Raw genomic sequence first — 6,822 nt, 5'->3', positions numbered from 1 at the left:
ATTTAAATTTATATCCGTAAAACCGAGCCGTTCGTCAAAGTTGCTCAAATTTGACCCGCCCGTATCCTTTAAATTTAACCCGTTTCTATCAGAAGCATCCGTCAAATTTACAGCCTCATCGCCGTAAATCTCGCCCTCTTTTAATCCCGCCAGCTCACAAGCTAAAGCCCTAGCCCGCGCCCGCCTATCTTTATCTACATAGATTTTCATACCGTTTTCAAGGGCAAATTTAAAATTTCCGATCGGATTTGACGCCAAATTTGAGTTTAAATTTGAAACTACGTAGTGAAACTCGAGCCCATTCATCTTCGCAAAAACGCTTAGGCTATACATCGCGTTTGACTGACTTGAGCCGTAGCTAACGACGCGTTTTATGCCACCTAGACCAGCATGCAGGAAATACTCCAGCTTTCTAGCCTTGTTGCCGTTAAATTCGCCATCCATCAGGTCGTCGCGAAGTACGTAAAACTCGAGTCCGTTAAATTTAGTCTTTTGAATACTTTTGATTTTGCCGCTCCAAGAGATCTTGCATCTCTTTCATCGACTCTTTGTCCGAGATCGAAAATTTGATCTCAATACGCTTGGATGCGTCGGGGTCTTCTTTGCCGTTTTTCATCACCAGATCGCTAAAGCTACGTCCGCTAGCGATGAGATAGTGCTCTAGGCGCTTGTCTTTGTTCCACGAGTAGATAAAGTCTAGTACCGAATACGCGCGCTTTTGCGACAGATCAAGGTTGTACATATAGCTACCAACGGAGTTTGTATGCCCCTCGATCACGATCCTATCGATGTGTTTTGCGATCTCTTCGTTATTTAAAATCGCCTCGAAATAAGTCTGCAAAATTTCCTTTAGACGTGCCTTTGCCTCGTCTCTTAGCTCGTACGAACCCGTGTCAAAAAGTATAGACTCAGGCAGCGACACGACACCCGAGCTTGGATCTATGCTGACCTTGTTTCCAAGTTTAGCGCGTAAATTTGATATGACGTTTGAGCGAAGCGAGCTGATGTCTTTGATCTTGTCTTTTGTTTTGTTAAAATCCTCTTCCAGCGCGGTATATCTTGAGACTTCATCGCCGTATTTTGCATTTAGCTCATTTAGCGCCTCGTCCTTTTGCGCTAAAATTTGCCCCAGCTGTAGCACTCTATCCTGCAAATCCGCGATAGTTTTATTCGCGTCGTTTAGATTTATCTCGTAGGTTTGGGTTAGATTAGTGAGTTCGTTTTTCTCTTTTTTGACGCCTTCAAGCATCTCGTTTACGAGCCTGTTTATGTCGGCAAGCTCTTTATTTTCGCTCTTTGCGCGGTCCAAATTTGAAAAAATTTCTTTTATGACATTTTCTTTACGAACGAGCTCGCTTTGTGATGAGGCGATTTGCTTTTCACGCTCGCTTAAGTCTTTTTGTAGTTTTGCCAGATCGCTTTGGCTAAGGACGTATTTTACGACAACGGCGCCGATGATGAGCATAAAAACAAACATCAGCCCAGCCATCAGGTCCGCATACGATATCCAAAAGGTCTGGTCTCCGCTTTTGTTCTCGTTACGCGTTTTCATCTAGCATACTCGCCTTTTCGATGGTTTGCAAGATCTCATTCGCCTCTTTATCAAGCTCGTCGATGTCTTGCTTTAGCCCTTCAATGAGCGCGCTATTATCATCATAAGCCTCGATTGCTTCGTCATCAAAGGCCTTTTTAAATGCCTGTACACCGTCAATCAAGCTCTCTTTAAAGCCATCCATTGCAAGTTTTTGTTTTTCTAAGATTTCACTACTAAATTTAGAAAGAGACTCACTGAAATTTTTAACATTATACTCTAGCTCGCCCACGCTCTTTTCGAGCCTTGCGATACGCTCGCCGCCCACATCATAGAGACGGTTGTACTGCTCGGCAAATTTTAGTTGCATATCTTTTATGTTACCGTTAAATTTATTGATAACGTTCAAGATTTCAGCATGGACTTTGATAAGATCTTTTTGATCTTTCGAGGATTTTAGCAGCGTATTCATCGTTTGCTTGATGTGTTCGCCGCTTAGCTTGACAGCTTCTTCCTCGTTTTTCAAGATATTTGTAAAAGTTTTAAATTTAGCCTCGATAGTCTTATCAAGCTCCTCAAAGAACTCGGCGTTACTAACATGCTCAAAGATCACTCCGATCTTTTCAAAGTGTCTTAAATTCTCTTGCAAATATCTTCTATCAAGCTCCTCTTTCGTCCAGAAAAAGCCGCTCGTAGCGTTTTTTTGTCTTCGCACCAGCGTTTCAAATTTGCTCGTTCCGTATTTTTCAAAAAATATCCACCAAAGCGCTAGAAAAATACCGTAAATTGAGACGTAAAACGCAGTCGCCACGCCGCTAAGAAGGGTTGAAATTTCAGTTTCGAGCTCGGTAGTATTTGAAGAGTTAAACTCCGGCATAGAAACCGCGATACTGATAAATGTTCCCAAAATACCCAGCATCGGAAAGATGCCCGCACCCACGGAAGCGAAATTTTCGTTACGTAAATTTCTAGTATAGTAGGCGACAAATTCATCAAATCCGGCGTTTGATTTCGTATCTTTACCGATCACTAAAAGATGTTTAATGATGTATTCTTTTAAATTTCGCTTGAAATCAGCTCCGCTTTGCTCAAAATAACAACAAGCAAGCTCGGCGCTATTTTTAGCAAAGATTAGCGAAATAACCCAAATAATACCCATCATAATAACCGTGTGTAGGCCGATTTGAAAATCTATATACCCCAAATACCCAAGAAGCGCGACGAGATATATCGCCGTCGGCAAAAATATAATTTTCGTATACACGAAAAAAGATTGCCTGCCTTTTACCTCAGGCAACGCCAAATCAGTGAAATTATCGTTTCTCGCTTCTTTTTTGGGTTCCATTGTAAGCCTTAATTTCTATTTAAGCAGTTTAAGTCCTCAAACGCCGTTAGTAGGCGCTTTACCATCGACTCCTCGCCGGCGCGTAAAAATTTACGCGGATCGTAGTATTTTTTGTTAGGCTTATCTTCGCCTTCGGGGTTACCGATCTGACCTTGCAAATAAGCGCGATTTTTCGCCTCGTAGCCGCGTACGCCATCCCAAAACGCCCACTGCGTATCCGTGTCGATATTCATCTTTACCACGCCGTAGCTGACCGCGTCTTTGATATCCTTTAGCTCGCTACCGCTACCGCCGTGAAATACGAAATTTACGGGTTTATCGGTTAGGGTTTGAAATTTATCCGCAACGTATGCTTGCGAATTTTTCAAAATTTCCGGTCGTAATACGACGTTGCCAGGCTTATACACGCCGTGGACATTACCAAAGCTTGCCGCTATGCTAAATCTATCGCTGATTTTACTTAGTCGCTCATATGCCCGCGCGACGTCTTCAGGCTGCGTATAAAGAAGTGCATTATCAACACCCGTGTTATCCACGCCGTCCTCTTCGCCGCCGGTTACGCCAAGCTCGATTTCTAGGCTGATGCCAAGCTCGCTAAGTTCTTTTAGGTACTTCTCGCAAGTGCTTAAATTTTCCTCCAAGCTTTCTTCGCTAAGATCAAGCATATGCGAGCTAAAAAGCGGCACGCCGTGAGCTTTTTTGTATTCGCGGCTAAATTTAATGAGCTCGTCTATCCACGGCAGTAGCTTTCTAGCCGCGTGATCGGTGTGTAGGATCACGGGCACGCCGTAAGCCTTAGCTAGCAAGTGCACGTGCTGCGCGCCCGCTACCGCACCTAGTACGTCGGCATTTCCGCAAGCTTTGCCGGCGTAAAAGCCAGCTCCGCCGTTACTAAACTGGATAATAACGGGTGAGTTAGCCGTTTTTGCCGCCTCTAAAACGGCATTTACCGAGTCGCTTCCGACCACGTTTACCGCAGGCAAGGCAAAACCCTGCTCCTTTGCGTATTTATACAGCCTAGTTACGTCATCGCCGCTTAAAACGCCGGCTTTTACTACGTCTAAAACACCCATTTTATCGACCTTATTTGTATTCTACTTTAGCTTTTGAGCGAAGCTCGTCGCCTCTTTTTCTGATATCGTTTCTAAATTTCTCCATCTTTATACTGCCCTCGATTTGAGGCTTAACATCATTTAGAGCTACTGTGCCGGCAGCTTTACTATCCTCTTTTAGGATTACGTGGTAGCCGAAATTTGATTTAACAGGTTTTTGAGTTACTTCGCCTTTTTTAAGAGCAAATGCAGCATCCGCGAAAGGTTTTACCATTTGAGATTGGCCAAACCATCCTAGTTCGCCGCCATTAGCCGCAGAGCCTTGATCGGTAGATTTAGATTTTGCTAGCTCTTCGAATTTTTTAACCAGCTCGTCGCCTTTTAGCCCTTTTAGCGCAGCTATTATGTCGTTTGCGTCTTTTTCAGTAGCCACTAGGATATGTTTGGCTCTTACTTGTGCAGGCACGGCAAATTCGGCTTTGTTTTTATTATAAAAGTCGCTGATTTCGCCTTCGCTTACTTTTATATTGTCGAAAATTCTCTTCATCCAAAGATCAAGCGCAAGGTTGTTTTTTAGCTCTTCAAGAGCGGCTTTGTATTCGTCGGTCTTATCCAGTCCGCTCTTTTTAGCCTCGTCTAGAAGCAGTTTTCTGTTGATTGTTTCGTCGATTACTTTTTTCTGAGTGTCTTTAGGCAGTTGCTCAAGAGTAACGCCAGGCATAGCAGCAAGCGTGAAAGCCACGTCCTTATCGGTTATGCTAGAACCGTTTACGGTGGCGTACTCCGCCGCGTTTAGGCTTAAAGCCGCAGCCAAACTAAGAGATGCGAATAAAATTTTATTCATCTTTGTTCCTTAAATTTAGATTTTTGCGAGGGTGATTATAGCAGGAAAGTCATTAAATATAAGTTATAATTCATCGAAAATTTAAATAAAAACGGCTAAAATCGGCGCTATGAGAACGAAAAAAGATATAAACGCTATCAAAAATTTATTTTTAGAAAATTTCAAAGACGCGGGCAGCGAGCTTAAATTCCGCAACCTCTACGAGCTTCTCGTGTGCGTGATGTTAAGCGCGCAGTGCACGGACAAGCGCGTAAATTTGATCACGCCTTCGCTTTTTGAAGCATATCCGGACGTAGCAAGCCTAGCGCAGGCAAATCTGGCCAGCGTAAAAGCGCTCATAAGCTCCTGTAGCTTTTTTAATAACAAAGCAGAAAATTTGATCAAAATGGCAAAGAGCGTGATGAGCGAATTTAACGGCGAGATACCAACGACCGAAAAGGAGCTGATGAGTCTAGCTGGAGTGGGTCAAAAGACTGCTCACGTCGTGCTGATCGAGCATTTCGGATCAAATTTGATGGCGGTGGATACGCACGTCTTTCGCGTGGCGCACAGGCTTGGCCTTAGCCGGGGCAGGACGCCCGAAGCCGTCGAGCTTGATCTAACCAAAGCCTTTAAAACGCAGCTAAATACGCTTCATCAAGCGATGGTGCTTTTTGGTCGCTACACCTGTAAAGCGATCAAGCCAAACTGCAAGGAGTGCTTTTTAAACGAGCTGTGTAGCAGTAAAGATAAGAATTTTCCTTAAAATTTTAGCCTACAAATGTGGGCTTAAATTTACGCACTTAAATTTGACGGAATTTTAAAATTTTGATTTTTGACAACTACGTTTATTATGAGATGTATTTTATAAAAATCACTGCAAATTTTAAAACCAAATTTGAATGCAAGAAGCCAGGGCTAAGTATCGCGAGATGATTTTGAAAGTTGTGCAGAAAATTTTAATCAAGACTGGGCATGTAGCCTGTCGTAGATTAAAATTTTCTAATCTCTTTAAAAAGCGCTCGTGAGACGAGCCGCCCAAATAAAATAAAGGCGAAGTATTTTTTCTTTAGACTAGGCGGAAACGACGGAGGCGAGGGAGCGTATACGCAATACGTGACCGAAGCCGACGGAGTTTCCAACGACGTATAAAGGAAAAAGACAAACCACCGCAAAAATTTTAAGGCGAAGTATTTTTGAGATGGATTTGAATGCTGTGCAGAAATTTTAAGTCAAGGCTAGACAGGTAGTCTGTCGCAGACTTAAAATTTCAAACTCATTCAAAGACGCTCAAAAGACAAGCCTTTCCAAGCTACTGAAGTCTAGCGATTATGTTTCTTACCACTTCCGCCATCATCTCCACCGACGCTATCTCGCAGTGCTCGTTCACGGAGTGAGGCGAGTGGATGTTTGGGCCTATGGAGCAGGCTTGCAGCTCGGGCTGTTTTGCGACCAGTACGCCACACTCAAGGCCAGCATGCACGGCGGCAAATTTCGCTTGCGGCTTTTGTTTTTGCAGCTCCTCAAGCACCAGATGCGCGAAGTCGCTGATGCACGGCGCCCAGTTCGCCGAGCGGTCGGCTACTCTCACATCAAAGCCCAGCACGCTAGCCAGCGTAGCGGTTTCAAAACCCAGATTTTCGAGCCCCTCTCGCTTCATCGCGCGTCCAAAAAAGTCAAACTCGATCACTTCACCCTTCTGCTTGACGGTCGAGAGATTTATGCTTTCATTTACCATGCCAAGCTGCGTGTCGTAGCTGCGCACGCCCTGGGCGAATGAGTTGATGAGCGCTAAAATTTTGCCGCTATTTACCAGCACGTCCGCTTCACCATCGCCCAGGCTCTTTACCCACGCGAGGCCGCGCTGCTTTGGCTCATGCGCGCACAGCGCCTTACACACGGCGTTTGCGGGGATCGAGTTGCTCCTCTCGCCAAAATCCAGGCCAATGAGCTCACAGCCCTCCTCGGCGAGGAATTTCGCCAGCAGCTTCGTCGCGTTTGGGATATTTTTGTGTATCTCGTTGCCAGAGTGTCCGCCGCTAAGCCCCGTGACGCCGATCTCGTAAATTTT

General features: G+C 44.5%; 5 protein-coding genes and 2 pseudogenes. 1 reads left to right on the top strand and 6 read right to left on the bottom strand.

Annotated elements, in window-relative coordinates; translation table 11 throughout:
* From Q0546_RS08925 to Q0546_RS08905, 5 genes and pseudogenes are all read right to left on the bottom strand, one after another.
* Positions 1-444: pseudogene (locus Q0546_RS08925) on the bottom strand (1-aminocyclopropane-1-carboxylate deaminase); the annotation flags it as partial.
* A gap of 40 nt (positions 445-484) precedes the next feature.
* The gene (locus Q0546_RS08920) at positions 485-1,552 is read right to left on the bottom strand and encodes an OmpA family protein (protein WP_297940884.1); all 1,068 of its coding nucleotides are present in this window, start codon (positions 1,550-1,552) and stop codon (positions 485-487) included.
* A complete protein-coding gene (locus tag Q0546_RS08915) occupies positions 1,539-2,876 on the bottom strand; it encodes a MotA/TolQ/ExbB proton channel family protein (protein ID WP_298055680.1) in 1,338 nt (445 codons plus the stop codon). The genes Q0546_RS08920 and Q0546_RS08915 overlap by 14 nt, the downstream gene beginning before the upstream one ends.
* Positions 2,877-2,884: 8 nt before the next feature.
* Positions 2,885-3,949: a class II fructose-bisphosphate aldolase gene (gene fbaA, locus Q0546_RS08910; protein ID WP_298792326.1), complete on the bottom strand. Its 1,065-nt coding sequence runs from the start codon at positions 3,947-3,949 to the stop codon at positions 2,885-2,887.
* Between the two features lie 10 nt (positions 3,950-3,959).
* A complete protein-coding gene (locus tag Q0546_RS08905) occupies positions 3,960-4,772 on the bottom strand; it encodes a peptidylprolyl isomerase (protein ID WP_298792324.1) in 813 nt (270 codons plus the stop codon).
* Positions 4,773-4,881: 109 nt separating this feature from the next.
* Here Q0546_RS08905 and nth point away from each other — a divergent pair, with 109 nt between their 5' ends.
* On the top strand, positions 4,882-5,517 hold the full coding sequence (gene nth, locus Q0546_RS08900) for an endonuclease III (RefSeq protein WP_298792322.1): 636 nt from the start codon (positions 4,882-4,884) through the stop codon (positions 5,515-5,517).
* A 546-nt stretch (positions 5,518-6,063) separates the two neighbouring features.
* Here nth and Q0546_RS08895 read toward each other — a convergent pair.
* A pseudogene (locus Q0546_RS08895) lies at positions 6,064-6,822 on the bottom strand (aminoacyl-histidine dipeptidase); the annotation flags it as partial.

Source organism: uncultured Campylobacter sp. (genome assembly GCF_937997465.1).
In the GTDB taxonomy this organism is placed as follows: domain Bacteria; phylum Campylobacterota; class Campylobacteria; order Campylobacterales; family Campylobacteraceae; genus Campylobacter_A.
Note: the sequence above shows the minus strand (reverse complement) of the source record. Positions and strands in the feature narration are given on the sequence as shown.